We start from the raw sequence: 14,981 nt of genomic DNA, 5'->3' as shown, positions 1-14,981 counted from the left end.
TTCGCCTTCGACCGGCGCTCCCCGGCGCATCTGGCGCTGCTTGGCGGCATCGGCGCGGTGGTGGGGTTCATCTCCGGCCTGACCGGGGTGGGCGGACCGGTACTCTCGGTGCCGATCATGGTGGTGCTGGGCTTCGCGCCCATCACGGCCGTGGCCACCGGGCAGGTGATCCAGGTGGCTGCGGCGGGCTCGGGCACCGTGGGCAACCTGATCCACGGATTCATCGACTTCAGGGCCGCGTCCTGGCTGAGCGTGGTGCAGCTGGCCGGGCTGGTGATCGGCATCCGCTTCGCGCACTCCATCAGGAGCAGGCACCTGCGCACGCTGGTCGCGATGGTCTGCATCGGGGTGGGCGGGTTCCTGCTGGCGCGCTCCCTGGGGCAGATGGCCTTGCTAGATTGGTAATCCTCCGGACCGCGGGCGTTCCAACTAGAGCCTTTACCGGGTGGATGGGACCACTGAGGGGGGGGCGGGGAGGGTAGCCCCCTCAAGACGGAGTCACGCCAAATCCGCAACAGAATGAAGCGGTGCCGGGCGTGAAGCGGGCGAACGCGCGGACGTCCGTCCAGCGTCACTCCTTGAAACGATACCCCACCCCCGTCTCGGTGTGCAGATGCCTGGGGCGGGCCGGGTCCTTCTCGATCTTCTGGCGCAGCTTGTGGACGTGGATGCGCACGTAGTGCTCCTGCCCCTGGCTGTGCTTGCCCCAGACTTCCCGCAGGAGCTGCCCGTGGGTCACCACCTTGCCCGCGTGCCCCGCCAGATAAGCCAGCATCTTGAATTCGGTCGGCGTCAGGTGGACTTCCTCCCCGTCCAGGCTGACCGCATGGCCATCCAGGTCGATGACCAGGCCGCCGAAGGCATAGCGGGTCGGCTGAGGGGCCTCGCGGTTTGCCTCGCGCCGCAGGACCACCCGTATCCTGGCGGCCAGTTCAGCCAGGCTGAAGGGTTTGGTCAGGTAGTCGCTCGCGCCCTTGTCCAGGGCCGACACCTTGTCCTGCTCATTGCCGCGCGCCGAGACCACGATCACCCGCGCCTTGGCCCAGGGCGGCAGGCCCTCGAGGATTTCTTCCCCGTCCAGGTCCGGCAGGCCCAGGTCCAGGAGGATCACCTCCGGGTCGTGGGACGAGGCCATGGAAAGGGCCTCCCGGCCGCTGGCCGCCTCGAGGACGGAATAGCCCTCCGCTTCAAGGAAGGGCTTGAGGAAACGCCTGATGGCCGCCTCGTCGTCAACGACCAGTATGGTTGCTTTCTTCATGCTCATGCAGGGGAAGGGTTAGTGTGAACCGCGCCCCGGAGGGGGCGTTGTCCCGCGCGGAGATGGTCCCGCCGTGCGCCTTGACCACCGCCCGGCAGATGGCCAGGCCCAGTCCGTAGCCTTCCTGGCCGCCCCGGTCGCCCCGCTGGAAGCGCTCGAAGAGCTTTTCGTGGTCGCCAGGCGGCAGCCCCGGTCCGTTGTCGCGCACCTCGATCACCACGCTCTTCTTGCGGGTGTGGGCCACGATGTCGATGCTCGTGCCCGGGGGCGTGTACTTGGCGGCGTTCTCCAGGAGGTTCAGGAACACCTGCTCCATGAGCACTTCGTCCATGGGGATGGGCGGAAGGTCGCCGGGGATGCGCAGCCCGATCTGCCGCCCCGAAAGAACGGACTCCAGCCGGGACAGCGTGCTGCCGAGGACCTCCTCCAGGGGAACAGGCTTCAGGTCCGGGACGACCGCGCCGGATTCCAGTGCGGCGATGCGCAGCAGGTTGTCCACCAGGCGCTCCAGCCGGGACGCCTCCCCGGCGATGTTCTCCTCCAGGGCGCGGCGCACCTCCGGCCCGGCGGCTTCCCCCAGGGCCATGAGGCTCTGCGCGGAACCGGAGATGGCCGCCAGCGGGGTCTTGAAGTCGTGGGTCACCGTGGACAGGAGCGAGGCCCGGAGCTTCTCCCGCTCGGCCTCCACGAGGGTGGCCCGCGCCTTTTCCTCCAGCCTGTCCACATCGAGCGCCAGCGCCGTCTGCTGGATGAAGACGTCCAGGAGCCTGCGCTTGTCCGGGAGCAGGATCGCCTCCCGGGCTTCCTCATCGAAGGGCTTGAGCCCGACCACACCGATGGTGTCCTCCGATCCTGGCAAGGGCAGGAAGAGCGCCTCCGAATCGGAAAGCGTCTGGGTGGACAGCCCGGCCGGTTTGCCGTTGTCGAACACCCACTGGGCCACGCCCAGGTCCTTCTCGGAGAGCACGTCGTCGCTGTCCGGCATGAACACGATTTCCAGCCTGCCCGGGGCGCCCGGAGTGAAGACCACGGCTTTGCACCCGAACACCCGGGCCAGATGTTCGTGGGCCACCCGCAGCAGGTTGGCGGTGCCCCGGGTGGAGGCCAGATGCCGCGAGAGGTCGGAGAGATCGGATGCCTGCCGTTCCAGCTGCCCTGCGTTGTCCGCCTGCGCCTTGATGCGGGAGGCCATGCCGGAGAGGACCAGGGCCACCAGGAACATCACCACGAAGGTGACCAGGTAATCCACGTCTGACACCGTGAAGCTGAAGCGCGGCGGCACGAAGCAGAAGTCGAAGGCCAGCACGGAGAGCATCGAGGCCAGGGCCGATGCCCGCCTGGGGAGCCAGACCGCCACGGCCATGACCCCCACGAGGTAGACCATGATCAGGTTGGCCAGGGCCAGATAGGGGAACATGGCGAAGCTCGCGGCGGTGCACAAACCCACGACGCCCACGGCGCAGGCGATATCCTTCCACTGCGGCCGGGGAATCGCTCTGGGCTTGGCGGGTGCGGAGCCCTTCGTGTCCTGGCCCTTGATGACGTGGACGTCGATCTCCCCGGAAAGGCGCACCAGCTGATCCACGGGGCTGCCGCGCAGCATGTCCAGCAGGGTGTGCTTGACGGGCTTGCCGATCACGATCCGGGTGACGTTGTGCTGCCTGGCGAACCCCACGATGAGCCGGGCCACGTCTCCCCCGGCCAGCACGTGCGTCTGGGCGCCCAGCTCCTGGGCCAGGTTCAGGTTCACCATGGCCCTTGTGGTGACCTCTCCCTCCGGCCGCTGCTGGATGTACAGGGCGTGCCAGGGTGCGTGCAGCCCGTCGGCCAGTCGTTTGGCGGCGCGGACCAGGGTGGCGGAAGTGGGCGACGGACCCACGCAGACCAGGATGCGCTCCGCCGTGGGCCAGGTGGTCTGGATGGAGTGCCCCTGGCGGTAGATCAGCACCTCGGTGTTCACCCGGTTGGCGGTGGAGCGCAGCGCCAGCTCGCGCAGCGCGCTCAGGTTCCCGGTGCGGAAGAAGTTCTCCCCGGCCCATTCGGCCTGCCTGGGCAGGTACACCTTGCCCTCGCTCAGGCGCTGGCGCAGGTCCTCGGGCGGCAGATCCACCAGAATCACGGACTCGGCCTTCTCCAGCATGGCGTCGGGCACGGTCTCGCGCACGCGCACCCCGGTGATCTGGGCCACGATGTCGTTCAGGCTCTCCAGGTGCTGGACGTTGAGCGTGGTCCAGACGTCCAGCCCGTGCTCCAGAAGTTCGTCCACATCCTGCCAGCGCTTGGGATGGCGCGATCCGGGGACGTTGGTGTGGGCAAGCTCGTCCACCAGGATCAGGGCCGGCCGGCGCGCCAGCGCGCCGTCCAGGTCGAACTCCTGGAGCGCGTGCCCCTTGTAGTCGATGGCCTGGCGCGGCAGCACCGGCATGCCGTACGTGAGGGCCTCGGTGTCCTCGCGGCCGTGGGTCTCCACGATCCCGGCCAGCAGGTCGAGGCCCTCGGACATCTTGAGGCGGGCCGCCTCCAGCATGGCGTAGGTCTTGCCCACGCCGGGGGCCATGCCGAGGAATATCCTCAGCCGTCCCTTGCGTTTGTCGGCTTCATCGCGCTGGACCATGGCCAGCAGGGCGTCAGGATCGGGGCGCTGGTCCTCGTCTCTCATGGTTGCGCCTTACTCTTTCTTTCCCGCCGCATCCAGGGCCAGGTTGAGTTGCAGCACGTTCACCCGGGGCTCACCCCAGAACCCGAACAGGCTGTCCCGGGTGTGCTTCGCCACCAGTTCGGCCAACGTACCTGGCGACATGTCCCGGGCCTTGGCCACCCGGGCGAGCTGGAAGGCCGCGGCCTCGGGGGTGATGTGCGGGTCCAGCCCGCTGGCCGAGGCCGTCGCGAGGTCCATGGGCACGGGCCCGCCGCCGTTCTCCGCGGTGATCCCGGCGGCCCTTTCCGCCACGGCCTCGAAGAGCGCCGGGTTGGACGGCCCCAGGTTCGAGCCCGCCGACGCCCCCGCGTTGTATTCGTAGGGCGAGGTGGCCGAGGGCCTGCCGTGGAAGTATTTGTCCGAGGCGAAGGCTTGGCCGATCAGGGCCGAACCGGCCACGCCCCCGTCCGTTTTGATCAGGCTCCCTCCCGCCTGGGCGGGAAACAGGGCCGCGCCCAGCCCGGTCATGCCCAGGGGGTAGGCCAGGCCGGTCAGCAGGGTCATCCAAAAGAGCATCAGGACGGCGGGCTTCAACTGCTTGATGAAGATGGAGAACATGGACGCCTCCTACGCCCAGCCAAGGGCGGCGATGATCATGTCGATGAGCTTGATGCCCGCGAAGGGCACCAGGAGCCCCCCCAGCCCATAGAGGAGCAGGTTGCGGCGCAGGGCCACGGCCGCCGGGAGGGGCACGTACTTCACGCCCTTGAGGGCCAGGGGGATCAGGAACATGATGACCAGGGCGTTGAACACCACGGCCGAGAGAATGGCCGATTTCGGCGTGGCCAGCCCCATCACGTCCAGCGCCCCGAGCTGCGGGTAGATGCCCGCGAACACGGCCGGGATGATGGCGAAGTACTTGGCTATGTCGTTGGAGATGCTGAAGGTGGTCAGCGAGCCGCGCGTCATGAGCAGCTGCTTGCCGATGGCCACCACCTCCAGGAGCTTGGTGGGGTTGGAGTCCAGGTCCACCATGTTCCCGGCCTCCTTGGCGGCCTGCGTGCCGGAGTTCATGGCCACGCCCACGTCCGCCTGGGCCAGGGCCGGGGCGTCGTTGGTGCCGTCGCCGGTCATGGCCACCATCTTGCCTTCGGCCTGGTACTGGCGGATGCGCGCCAGCTTGGCCTCCGGCGTGGCCTCGGCCAGGAAGTCGTCAACGCCCGCCTCGGCCGCGATGGCCGCCGCCGTGAGCGAATTGTCGCCGGTGACCATGATGGTCTTGATGCCCATGGAGCGGAGTTCGGCGAAACGGTCCCTGATGCCTCCCTTCACGATGTCCTTGAGCCAGACCACGCCGAGCGGCCGGCCGTTTTCCGCCACGAGCAGGGGCGTACCGCCGGACTTGGCCACATCGTGGATGAAGCGGTCCAGTTCCTCCGGGATGCGCTCGCCGGACTGCTCGGCCAGGGCCTTGATGGCGTCGGGCGCCCCCTTGCGCAGGCTGCGTCCCGGCAGGTTCACGCCGGAGAGCCTGGTCTGCGCGGTGAAGGGCACGAACGTGGCCCTCAGGTCGTGCAGTTCGTGGCCGCGGATGCCGAAGCGCTCCTTGGCCAGGACCACGATGGAGCGGCCCTCGGGGGTTTCGTCGGCCAGGGATGCCATCTGGGCGGTCTCGGCCAGTTCGCGCTCGTCCACGCCCTTCACGGGCAGGAAGGTCGTGGCCTGCCGGTTGCCCAGGGTGATGGTGCCGGTCTTGTCCAGAAGCAGCACGTCCACGTCCCCGGCGGCTTCCACGGCGCGGCCCGAGGTGGCGATGACGTTGGACTGGATCAGGCGGTCCATGCCCGCGATGCCGATGGCCGAGAGCAGCCCGCCGATGGTGGTGGGGGCCAGGCACACGAACAGGGCTGTCAGGGCGGTGATGGTCACGGCCGCGCCCTGGCCGGTCATGGCCACGGCGTAGGCCGACATGGGCCGAAGCGTCGCGCACACCACCAGGAACACCAGCGTGAGCGAGGCCAGCAGGATGTTCAGGGCGATTTCGTTGGGGGTCTTGCGGCGCTTGGCCCCCTCCACCAGGGAGATCATGCGGTCCAGGAAGGTCTCGCCGGATTCGGCCGCCACCTTCACGATCAGCCAGTCGGACAGCAGGCGCGTGCCGCCGGTGACGGCGCTGCGGTCGCCTCCGGCCTCCCGGATGACCGGGGCGCTCTCGCCGGTGATGGCCGCTTCGTCCACCGAGGCGATGCCCTCGACGATCTCGCCGTCGGAGGGGATGATGTCTCCGGCCTCCACCAGCACAAGGTCGCCACGGTGCAGATTTTGGGCGGAGAATTGTACGTATGGGGAATCCCTCCTGGGGTGCACCAGGCGCTTGGCGCTAACGTCCTGGCGCAGGCCGCGCAGGGCGGCCGCCTGGGCCTTGCCCCGGCCCTCGGCCATGGCCTCCGCGAAGTTGGCGAAGAGAACGGTTGCCCACAGCCAGGCCGAGATGGAGGCCACGAACCCGAACGGGGCCTCTCCCTGGCCGAGGTAGGCCTGCACTGCCAGGAAGCTGGTCAGGATTGAGCCCACGTACACCGTGAACATGACCGGGTTGCGGGCCTGGCTCGCGGGGGTGAGCTTTCGGAAGCACTCCACACCTGCCTGCCGGACGATGGCGGGGTCGAAGAGGGGGCGCGATGTGTCTTTCTTGGACATGTCTGAAACCTCGTTATTTGAACAGCGCCAGGTGCTCGGCCACGGGGCCCAGCGCCAGGGCGGGAACGAAGGTGAGAGCGCCCACCACCAGCACCACCGCCATGAGCAGCGCCACGAAGATAGGGCCGTGGGTGGGCAGGGTGCCGGGGCCTTCCTGCAGGCGCTTCTTGCCAGCAAGCGACCCGGCCAGGGCCAGCACCGGGATGATGAGCCAGTAGCGTGAGACGAACATGGCCACGCCGCCGGCCACGGTCCAGAAGGGGGAGGTGGCCGTGAGCCCGGCGAAGGCGCTGCCGTTGTTGTTGCCCATGGAGGAGAAGGCGTAGAGCATCTGGCTGAAGCCATGCGGCCCGGGGTTGGAGATTGCGCCTGGCGGCCCGGCCACCGCCGCCAGCGCGGTGCCCATCAGGGAGAGGAAGGGCGGGATGAGGATGACCAGGGCGGCCATCTTGGTCTCAAAGGGCTCGATCTTCTTGCCGAGATACTCCGGCGTGCGCCCCACCATGAGCCCGGCCACGAACACGGACACCACGGCGAACACCAGCATGCCGTACAGGCCGGAGCCCACGCCGCCGTAGACCACCTCGCCCAGTTGCATGAGGAGCATGGGCCACATGCCGCCCAGCGGGGTGAAGCTGTCGTGCATGGCGTTCACCGAGCCGTTGGAGGCGGCCGTGGTGGCCGCGGCCCACAGGGCGGACCCGGCCGCCCCGAAGCGGACCTCCTTGCCCTCCAGGCTCGGCCCGGCCGCCACGCCCGCCTTGGCCAGCAGGGGGCTGGGCGTGGTCTCGGCCAGGATGGTCAGGAAGGCGAAGCCCGCGAACAGGATGGTCATGGCCATGAGCACGGCCCAGCCCTGCCGCCTGTCGCCCACCATGACCCCGAAGGTGTGGCAGAGCGCCGCCGGGATGAGCAGGATGGCCAGGAGCTCCAACAGGTTGGTGAGCGGGGTCGGGTTCTCGAAGGGATGGGCGGAGTTGGCGTTGAAGAAGCCGCCGCCGTTGGTGCCCAGTTGCTTGATGGCCACCTGGGAGGCCACCGGCCCCAGGGCGATGGCCTGCTCCGTCCGGGAGGCCGGTTGGGTCCGGGGCTTCCCGGCCGCGTCCAGAACAGGATTGCCGGAGCTGTCCAGCACGGGCTGTTGGTAGGCCGTGGGCTCGACGAGCTTCGCCGTGACTGAGCTGGCCAGGGTCTGGGGGACGCCCTGCCAGACGAGCGCCACGGACAGAAGCACGGAGAGGGGCAGCAGCACGTAGAGCGTGGAGCGCGTGAGGTCCCGCCAGAAGTTGCCGAGCTTGTCCGTCTCCCGACGGGCCAGGCCCCGGATGAGGGCGGCCATGACGGCCATGCCCGTGGCGGCGGAGGCGAAGTTCTGCACCGTCAGGGCCAGCATCTGCGTGAGGTGGCTCATGACGGTCTCGCCGCCGTAGGCCTGCCAGTTGGTGTTGGTGGCGAAGCTCACGGCAGTGTTGAAGGCCACGTACGGGTCCACCCCGGGGAGTCCGGCCGGGTTCAGGGGCAGCCCGCCCTGGAGCCTCTGGATGGCGTACGCGGCCACAAGGCCCAGGGCGTTGAGCGCCACCACGGCGACGGCGTAGGTCTTCCAGTCCATCTCTTTGGAGGCGTCCACCCCGCAGAGGCGGTAGAGCAGGCGTTCCACCGGGCCGAGCGCCCTGTCCAGGCCGCAGGGCCTGTCCTGGTACACCCGGGCGATGTAGAGCCCGAGAGGCCAGGACGCCCCGAGCAGCAGGGCCAGATAAAACAGGTATTGGATGAGGTCGGTCGTTTTCATTCGAACCACTCCGGTTTGCACAGGGCCGCCAGCAGGTACACGAACAGGGCGGCCGCGATGGTGAGGGCCAGGGAATCCATGGCTATTTCCTCTCCAGGTTGGAGACCAGGCCGATCAGACCGAAGAGCGTGAAGACCAGGCCCGCGATGAGGGCCGCGAAAAGCATGTCCATCGAAACCTCCGTCAAGAGTCGATGGCAAGGGAATAGCCAGGGAAAGGTAAAAATGGTGTAAAAACTGGCTGCCGGAAGGTAAAAACGGCGTTACCGGGCGATACCCTTATCTTGGCCCGTGCGTCTCCCCATCAACTCGTTCGGAGCCTGTGTTTCCAACTGACACTCAAGGCGGGAGGTCTCAGGGGGATTGGTATCGGCCAGCAGGGGCGTTGCGACAGGACGCGCCGCGCACGCGCATGCCCCAGGCGGCGCAGGGGGGGGTCACTCGTGCAGCGAGGGACCTTGGCCCTCTTTGCCTTTCGCATGGTACATCGCGGCGTCCGAGAGCGTCAGCAGGGTGTCGAGGGACCGGGCATGGTCCGGGAAGATCGACACGCCGATGCTCGCGCTGACGTCGATAGAGTAGCCGTCTATGGCCACCGGTGTTTTCAATGCTTTGGAGAGATTGCCGGATACAAGGGCGGCGTCGCCTGGCGTGGCGATGTCCCTCACGATGGCTACGAATTCGTCACCACCCAGCCGGGCCACGATATCGGCCCCCCTGACGGCCCTGCGCATGATGCTTGCCGCCGCGACAAGCGCCTTGTCCCCGATCTCGTGGCCGTACTTGTCGTTGATGTGTTTGAAATCGTTCATGTCAATGAACAGCACGGCCAGCCTGGTGTTGCTTCGAACGGCTTCGCGTGCTGCCTGGTCGAAGAGTTCGGCCAGGAGCCTCCTGTTGGGGAGCCCCGTGAGGTCGTCGCGGTTGGCCAGTTCCTGCAATTCCTTCTTCGCGGATTCAAGGTGCTCGATGAGTTCCGCGTTCTCGAATTTCGCGGAGAAGAGTTCCTTGGAGCCTCTAGCCGTTTTGACGCTTACGGACATGATGTAGGCATAGAATGTTATGATGCTGATGATCGCCGTAGTCGGGACGGGTGTCATCCTGATGGACATGGCTGCTATGATGGAAGCGATCGGTGCTGTGGAGATGATCGCCATGCATATTATGTTTCCGAGATAGGTGTTTACTGATCCTGATATTATACCGCTGGTGATAAGTATGACAGTTGCCAGCTCCACAGGGTGATTGAAGTCAACGAACGTCATCGGTATGCTCCACAGGATGCCCGTGGTAGCGGCGCTGACGATGACCAACGCGCCGCGCGTCCGCAGGGATACTGCTTTGAACCTGTCATGGCGATGGTAGCACGAGAGGAAAGCCTTGTACGCGCTGGCCAGGAACACGCAGACGGTCCACGCTGTCGCCGTGGGAAGGATATGGTCGCTGGAAACGGTCAGGGTGATAAGGACCGAGAGAAATGCTGTTGAAACAGCGCCGAGCGATTGTTGTTTTTCTACAACGTCAAGGATGGATCGCTTGACCTGCTCCTTCACAGGAGACTGTTGTGTCAGGTCAACAGTGTTCATGGAGTCTTACCCCGGCATGCAGCTCTGTTACAAAGGCTGCCAAGCCCTTCGGGGTTTATACGCCTTGGACGGACTGTAGTCGAGAGCGACGTGTCTGGGGTCGGAGCAGGGTGGTCAGGACTCGCTGACACAAACGCCCCAGGTTACCCTGGGGCGATCTGATGAAGACCTTTTTATCGTCCGGTTAGTAGTAACGCCATTCACCCGGGCCTTCGCGCATCTCCTCGTCGAACTCCTCGGATATTCCGACGCGGATTTCCTTCTCTCCCTCGGCGATGGTGACGTTCTTCGCGGGGTCCAGGCCCTGGTCCAGGGCGACCTCCTCCCAGTGCTTGCGGATGCCCGCCGCAGCCTGCTTCACGGCGGCTTCGTTGCTTGTGTTCTTGATCCAGCGGGCGACCCAGATCCAAGTGGTCATGTCGGTCCTCCTGTCTGCGGGGTTGGGGGTCACGGTAAGTATGAGCCACCATCCGGCCCGGATGTCAATCCGAGGTTTCGTGCAGGACGACATCACACAGCCGTTCGATTCAGCCGTTGACGGACGCTCTCACCTTTCAGTAACAACCGTTCGCAATGGCTGGTGAAAGTCTGCTCTTCGCGCTGGGCACGGGATTACTCTGGGCCGTGCATCTGGTCTTCATGGGCCGGGCAATTCTGCGCCCGCACAGGGAGCCTGCGTCCCGCGTGGCCTGGGTGGTGGTGATGGTCGCGCTGCCCGTGGTGGGCATCGTGGCCTACCTGCTGCTCGGCGAGACCAACATCGGCAACGCCCGCGTGGAGAGAGCCCTCAAGGCCCGGGAGAAACTGCCGGATCTGGAATGCATCCCAGGTGCGCTGGACCCTTGCTACAAGCCCGATATGGCAGCGTGCTACCCTCATCTTTTCCAGATGGGCCAATCCGTGAACGGCTTCCCTCCCGTGGGCGGCAACCAAGGGTGGCTGTTCACCGACTCCAACGCCGGCATCGACTCCATCGTGGCGGACATCGACGCCGCGAAGAACCACGTCCACCTGGTGTTCTACATTTGGCTGCGTGACAACAACGGCCTCAAGGTGGCCGAGGCCCTGAAACGGGCGGCCAGGCGGGGGGTGACATGCCGGGTCATGGCCGACGCCCTGGGCTCGCGCGCGATGCTGCGCTCCAAGCATTGGCGGTCCATGCGGGAGGCAGGCGTCCGCACAGCCACGGCCCTGCCCATAGGCAATCCGCTGCTGCGCATGCTGCGCGGTCGCATCGATCTGAGAAACCACCGCAAGATCGTGGTGATAGACAACTCCGTCACCTACTGCGGCAGCCAGAACTGCGCGGACCCCGAGTTCAGGATCAAGGCCCGCTTCGCGCCCTGGGTGGACGTGCTCATGCGCTTCGAGGGCCCGGTGGCGCGGCAGAACCAGAGCCTCTTCGCCGGTGACTGGATGAGCATGGTGGACGAGGACATCACCTTCCTGCTCAGGGAGCCCCTACCGCCCGGCCAGCCCGGGGCGACGGCCCAGGTGATCGGCACCGGGCCGACCATGCGGCACTCCGCCATGCCCGAGGTGTTCGCGAACCTGATGTTCGCCGCCCGGCGCGAGCTGTTCATCACCACGCCGTACTACGTTCCGGACGAGGCCATGCAGGCCGCGCTGTGCGCCTGCGCGCGCCGGGGCGTGAGCACGACGGTGGTGTTTCCCGCGCGCAACGACTCATGGGTGGTGGGGGCGGCCAGCCGCAGCTACTACCCCGACCTGCTGGAGGCCGGGGTGCGCATCTACGAGTATGAAGGGGGGCTTTTGCACGCCAAGACCCTGACGCTGGACGGCGAGGTCACCCTCATCGGCTCCGCGAACATGGACAGGCGCAGCTTCGAGCTCAATTTCGAGAACAACGTCCTCTTCCACGACGCCGCCCTGACTGCCGAAGTGCGTCGCTGCCAGAAGGCCTACCTCGGGCGGTCGCACCAGGTCACGGCGGCCCAGGTGGAGCAGTGGAGCACAGCGCGGCGGCTCTGGGGCAACACAATAGCCATGCTCGGCCCCGTTCTGTAAGCCGGGCGGCCATGAAATTCCCTGTGACCATGTGCCGGGAAGTCACGTCCAAGGGAGTGCGGGCCGCAGAGGCCGACCTCGCCCGCAAAGGAGAGATGACGGCATGAATCCGGTGGCCCTGGCCGGGAAGTGGGTGCAGTCCCACCCGGCGGGTGCAAGGGCCTGCCGCGGGGGCGGCCGGTCCCGCCTAGGCTGAGGCGCGGGAATCGGGGCGGGCTAGAGGTTCTCAAACAGGGTCATGGCGACCAGGCCGAGGATGAAGGCGTAAGCCAGCACTTCCATCGTTGCGGTGAGTGCGCGTTCCATGGCGGATCCCTCGTGTTCGGCTGCTGTATTTCCCATGAACACGAGACGTGCGCCCGGCGCGCTTGGTTACACGCCGGGGCGGAAGCGGGCCAGGGGAGGGCGGCCGGTCAGCGCGCCTCCCCCTGCATGATCTTGAGCACCCGGGCCTTGTGCGTCTCCATGATGAGCAGGAACACGTCCGCTCCCTTGCGCCGCAAGTCCCACCATTCGGGGTCTGCCAGGGCCAGGATGGCGTCGGCCACGGCCTCGCGCCTGTCGCGGGGCAGGGCGCGCAGCCGGGAGATGCACATCTCCCTGGCGTCGGCAATTTTTTCGGCCCTCTCGGCGGCGCCTTGGCCGGCGTCTCGGACGGGCATCTTCATGTTCTCCTCCCAGGTCGACTGCACGCAGTCCGGCTTGTACGGCGTCCGTAACTCCCGTTCCTACGGTTTCCCTGCGTAACACGAGAAACCATGGGAATTGAAGCCGGAAAACGGCTGCCCTTTCACAGGGCCCGGCCCTAGCGTGGAAGCGCCTTCCCGCCGGGAGCCAGGGCTTGGGTCCCGCCACCGCTCTCTGACTGCATATCCTGGATGATCCCCCGCAGCACCTGGGCCTGGTGGGCCATCTCCGAGACGGCCTGGGCCGCCTGGGTCATGGCTTCTGCGGTCTGGGCCGAGATGGAGTTGATCTCCTCGATGGAGTGGTTGATCTCCTCGCTGGCCGAGGACTGCTGCTCCGAGGCCGTGGCGATGGAGCGGACCTGGTCGGTGGCGGTGTCGATGAGCGAGACGATCTCCCCAAGGGTTTCGCCGGATCTGGTGGCCAGGGTCGTGGTAGACTCGATGGTCTGCACGGTCCTGTCCACGTTGCCGATGTTCTTCTGCGTGCCGGACTGGATGTCCCGAATGGCGTCGCCGACTTCCTTGGTGGCTGTCTGGGTCTTTTCGGCAAGCTTGCGCACCTCGTCGGCCACCACCGCGAAGCCGCGCCCGGCGTCGCCCGCGCGTGCTGCCTCGATGGCCGCGTTGAGCGCCAGCAGGTTGGTCTGGTCGGCTATGTCCGAGATGACGTTGAGGATCTGACCGATCCCCGCTGCGAGCTTGCCCAGTGAGTCCATGTCGGTCTTGAGCTCCTGGGCGTGGGTCTGCACGTCGCCTATGCCGGCCACGACCTTGCCCACAATGTCGGCGCCCTGCTGAGCCTTGGCCCTGGCCTGGTCGGCTGTCTGGGCCGTGCGGGAGGCGTTGCGCGCAACCTCCAGCACGGTTGCGTTCATCTCCTCCATGGCGGTGGCCGTCTCGGACACGCGGGAGGCCTGAAGCTCGCTGCCCCGGCTGGACTGCTCGATCTGGGCGGAAAGCTCCTCGGACGCTGAAGACACGACGTCCACGATGCCTTCCAGTTTGCCCGCAGCCTGGCGCATACCCTCGACCATGGCCATCTCAGCCCTTTGAGTCGCTTTTTCGGCCTCGGCCGTGGCCTTGCTGGCAATTTCGGCTTCGCGTGCGGCCGCCTCGGACTGCTGGTTGGCCTCCGCAATCTTGGCCTTCAGGGATTCGACCATGGTTTTCAGGGAGCCGTACAGCGTCAGCAGTTCTCCGAAGAATACCCTTTCTGGCGGGAACTGGGCGTCGAAGTCGCCCTGGGCCACCTGGCCTGAGGTGTCCGCGATACTCACCAGGGGCTTGGTGATCTTGCGGATCATGACCATTGTTCCACCGATGATGAGCACTCCCAGTCCGAGCACGATGAACAGCAGGGGCGTGGCGATTTTACCCTGGGCGGTATAGTTCTCGTCCGTGCTGTTGAGCACTGCCATCAGGCCGAAAACCTCGGTGTCCTTCATCAGGGGTTTGTAGGTGGAGTAGTATTCCCGCCCGTCGATCTTCTGGGTCGTGGTGAACGGCTGGGCCTTGGCCACGGCGTTCTGCAGCACCTCCGGGTTCTCAAGCACCGTGCCGGTCCCGCGCTTGCCGGCCTTGTCCTTCAGGGTGGTCTGATGGCGGATGAACTCCCCTTTTTCGTTCTTGACCAACAGGGAGATGTCCGCTCCACCGGTGACGGCCCTCATGGAGTCGATGAACACTTCGGTGCCCAGGTCGTACCCGGCGGTGAACACGCCGATGAGCTTGCCGTCCTTGTCGGTGAGGGGGAACCGGCAGACGAAGAGGAAGGGGATGGCTCGGGCCGTGTCGAACCCTATGAACGGCTTGCGCGTGGTGAATACCTTTTGCATGCCGAAAAGGTTGAAATTGCTGTCGCCGTTCTGCCCGGGCTTTTTGCCTCTTGCCATGACGATCCCCTTGTCGTCGGTGAATGTCACGGCGCCGAGCTTGAACTGTGTGTAAACCTCGTCCGCGACGGTCTGCAGAGCGTCCTTGTCGATGGGGGACACGGCGTAGGCGCCCTGCACTCGCCGGAGCTGCTGGACCATCTCGGCAACAGCAAGACAATATTGACCTTTGTCGTTCAGGAACGCATCGAGGGTGTTAACGTCGCCGGCAAGGTCTGAATATGCCTTTTCCGTCAGTGTATTGTTGATGAGATATTTGGCTGAAATATAGATGGACGCCGAGAGGGCAAGGATTCCAAGGGCTATAAAGGTGCTCAGGCGCCAAAAAATGGATACGGTCCTAAATTTTGACATCGCTCATACCCTCCCTGCTTGAGTTGGAGTAGCCAGTGCAGCGAT

At 65.9% G+C, this 14,981-nt stretch carries 12 protein-coding genes; 2 read left to right on the top strand and 10 right to left on the bottom strand.

Annotated features, from left to right (window positions below; genetic code table 11):
* On the top strand, positions 1-405 hold a 405-nt coding region (locus tag MLE18_RS16460), incomplete at its 5' end, for a sulfite exporter TauE/SafE family protein (protein ID WP_243439890.1).
* A gap of 166 nt (positions 406-571) precedes the next feature.
* On the opposite strand, the gene MLE18_RS16455 is transcribed toward MLE18_RS16460, so the two are convergent.
* From MLE18_RS16455 to MLE18_RS16425, 8 genes are all read right to left on the bottom strand, one after another.
* A complete protein-coding gene (locus MLE18_RS16455; RefSeq protein WP_243439889.1) occupies positions 572-1,258 on the bottom strand; it encodes a response regulator in 687 nt (228 codons plus the stop codon).
* Positions 1,230-3,917, bottom strand: a complete 2,688-nt coding sequence (locus tag MLE18_RS16450; RefSeq protein ID WP_243439888.1) for a sensor histidine kinase — start codon at positions 3,915-3,917, stop codon at positions 1,230-1,232. Before MLE18_RS16450 ends, MLE18_RS16455 begins: the two co-directional genes overlap by 29 nt.
* 9 nt (positions 3,918-3,926) lie before the next feature.
* On the bottom strand, positions 3,927-4,514 hold the full coding sequence (kdpC, locus tag MLE18_RS16445; RefSeq protein WP_272881732.1) for a potassium-transporting ATPase subunit KdpC: 588 nt from the start codon (positions 4,512-4,514) through the stop codon (positions 3,927-3,929).
* 9 nt (positions 4,515-4,523) lie between these two features.
* Positions 4,524-6,596, bottom strand: coding sequence for a potassium-transporting ATPase subunit KdpB (gene kdpB / locus MLE18_RS16440; RefSeq protein ID WP_243439887.1), 2,073 nt, complete (start codon positions 6,594-6,596; stop codon positions 4,524-4,526).
* A gap of 13 nt (positions 6,597-6,609) precedes the next feature.
* Positions 6,610-8,388 carry a potassium-transporting ATPase subunit KdpA gene (gene kdpA, locus MLE18_RS16435; protein ID WP_243439886.1) on the bottom strand — a complete coding sequence of 593 codons (1,779 nt, stop codon included), beginning with the start codon at positions 8,386-8,388 and terminating at the stop codon, positions 6,610-6,612.
* Positions 8,385-8,468, bottom strand: a complete 84-nt coding sequence (gene kdpF / locus MLE18_RS18235; RefSeq protein WP_419714899.1) for a K(+)-transporting ATPase subunit F — start codon at positions 8,466-8,468, stop codon at positions 8,385-8,387. Before kdpF ends, kdpA begins: the two co-directional genes overlap by 4 nt.
* A gap of 356 nt (positions 8,469-8,824) precedes the next feature.
* Positions 8,825-9,973 carry a GGDEF domain-containing protein gene (locus MLE18_RS16430; protein WP_243439885.1) on the bottom strand — a complete coding sequence of 383 codons (1,149 nt, stop codon included), beginning with the start codon at positions 9,971-9,973 and terminating at the stop codon, positions 8,825-8,827.
* Positions 9,974-10,157: 184 nt separating this feature from the next.
* Positions 10,158-10,391, bottom strand: coding sequence for a hypothetical protein (locus tag MLE18_RS16425; protein WP_243439884.1), 234 nt, complete (start codon positions 10,389-10,391; stop codon positions 10,158-10,160).
* Positions 10,392-10,546: 155 nt separating this feature from the next.
* On the opposite strand from MLE18_RS16425, the gene cls reads away from it, so the two are divergent.
* Positions 10,547-12,001, top strand: a complete 1,455-nt coding sequence (gene cls, locus MLE18_RS16420) for a cardiolipin synthase (protein ID WP_243439883.1) — start codon at positions 10,547-10,549, stop codon at positions 11,999-12,001.
* Between the two features lie 413 nt (positions 12,002-12,414).
* Here the strand turns inward: cls and MLE18_RS16415 are convergent, their stop codons facing one another.
* On the bottom strand, positions 12,415-12,669 hold the full coding sequence (locus tag MLE18_RS16415; protein ID WP_243439882.1) for a hypothetical protein: 255 nt from the start codon (positions 12,667-12,669) through the stop codon (positions 12,415-12,417).
* A gap of 137 nt (positions 12,670-12,806) precedes the next feature.
* A complete protein-coding gene (locus MLE18_RS16410) occupies positions 12,807-14,702 on the bottom strand; it encodes a methyl-accepting chemotaxis protein (protein ID WP_243439881.1) in 1,896 nt (631 codons plus the stop codon).
* Positions 14,703-14,981 lie beyond the last annotated feature (279 nt).

The sequence above is a fragment of the Fundidesulfovibrio soli genome (assembly GCF_022808695.1).
GTDB lineage: Bacteria > Desulfobacterota > Desulfovibrionia > Desulfovibrionales > Desulfovibrionaceae > Fundidesulfovibrio > Fundidesulfovibrio soli.
This window is presented reverse-complemented; position numbering and strand designations above follow the sequence as displayed.

Bases quoted from the DNA above. Each gene is read 5' to 3' on its own strand.
- kdpC (WP_272881732.1), bottom strand. From the start codon at position 4,514: ATGTTCTCCATCTTCATCAAGCAGTTGAAGCCCGCCGTCCTGATGCTC.
- MLE18_RS16415 (WP_243439882.1), bottom strand. From the start codon at position 12,669: ATGAAGATGCCCGTCCGAGACGCCGGCCAAGGCGCCGCCGAGAGGGCC.
- cls (WP_243439883.1), top strand. From the start codon at position 10,547: ATGGCTGGTGAAAGTCTGCTCTTCGCGCTGGGCACGGGATTACTCTGG.
- MLE18_RS16450 (WP_243439888.1), bottom strand. From the start codon at position 3,917: ATGAGAGACGAGGACCAGCGCCCCGATCCTGACGCCCTGCTGGCCATG.
- MLE18_RS16455 (WP_243439889.1), bottom strand. From the start codon at position 1,258: ATGAAGAAAGCAACCATACTGGTCGTTGACGACGAGGCGGCCATCAGG.
- kdpA (WP_243439886.1), bottom strand. From the start codon at position 8,388: ATGAAAACGACCGACCTCATCCAATACCTGTTTTATCTGGCCCTGCTG.
- MLE18_RS16430 (WP_243439885.1), bottom strand. From the start codon at position 9,973: ATGAACACTGTTGACCTGACACAACAGTCTCCTGTGAAGGAGCAGGTC.
- MLE18_RS16425 (WP_243439884.1), bottom strand. From the start codon at position 10,391: ATGACCACTTGGATCTGGGTCGCCCGCTGGATCAAGAACACAAGCAAC.
- kdpB (WP_243439887.1), bottom strand. From the start codon at position 6,596: ATGTCCAAGAAAGACACATCGCGCCCCCTCTTCGACCCCGCCATCGTC.
- kdpF (WP_419714899.1), bottom strand. From the start codon at position 8,468: ATGGATTCCCTGGCCCTCACCATCGCGGCCGCCCTGTTCGTGTACCTG.